This window comes from Frankia tisae, from assembly GCF_025403405.1.
GTDB lineage: Bacteria > Actinomycetota > Actinomycetes > Frankiales > Frankiaceae > Frankia > Frankia tisai.
On the sequence record NZ_JANEZT010000761.1, the window covers coordinates 1 to 763 of the forward strand.

A 763-nucleotide genomic window follows, 5' to 3' on the forward strand; every position below is an offset into this window, starting at 1 on the left:
TCCACCGCCCGGTACACATTCTCGCCGCCGTTACGCTCGATCTCCCTCGAAATCACCGAGTGATGCCTGCCGAGCGCCTTCGCGATGAACCGCGCCGAACGATTCTTGCCCAACTCGCGGGAAATAACCTCCCGCTCCTCGATCGTCAACTTCTCCCGCCGACCCATCCACCATCCAGCCCCTCGACGCCAACACGATCATCCTATCGAGGCGTCGCTACGACCATTTGACCCCGCCCTCCGTAACATATCGAGTCAGCGCGGCGGCGAGTCCGGCACCGGAACACACGGATGGAAAATCGCGCTCAACACGCTCTCCAGCCTCTTCCCCGGACGCCTACCTTGCTGATAATGTGAACGCGTAGGCCAAGCTATTCACCTCTGGCTTACACGGAAATCGTGACAGGCTCGCGCGAGCGCGTCGGACAGCAACCGACCCAGTCCGCTGACACGGACCGTCTCGGTGAGCAGCACGCTGCCCGCCGCCGACACGACATCCCGTCCGGCGGCGTCGACGCGGACAGACGAGCCGCGCAGCTTCGGGTCGACGAGCAGGGCCAGGTAGGTGCCGTCGGCCAGCACGTCCACGACCAGCAGGCCCAGGCCGGTCGGTGCCCGCCACAGCAGCGCCGCCCCTCGGAACCTGTCAACCTGTTCGAGACAAGGTCTTGTAGAAATTACTGAGGGGATGGTTCCGTCGGGGTGTCTGGTTGGGTCGGGACCTGCGCGGGTTGGTTGATCCAGGCGGGTGCCGGTGATGGCGG

1 protein-coding gene and 1 pseudogene are annotated in these 763 nt (G+C 64.6%); both read right to left on the minus strand.

What is annotated here, in order from left to right; all coding sequences use genetic code 11:
* A partial coding sequence (locus NBZ85_RS31540; RefSeq protein WP_261561665.1) for a helix-turn-helix domain-containing protein occupies positions 1-167 on the minus strand: 167 nt, incomplete at its 3' end.
* A gap of 207 nt (positions 168-374) precedes the next feature.
* Positions 375-763: pseudogene (locus tag NBZ85_RS31545) on the minus strand (hypothetical protein); the annotation flags it as partial.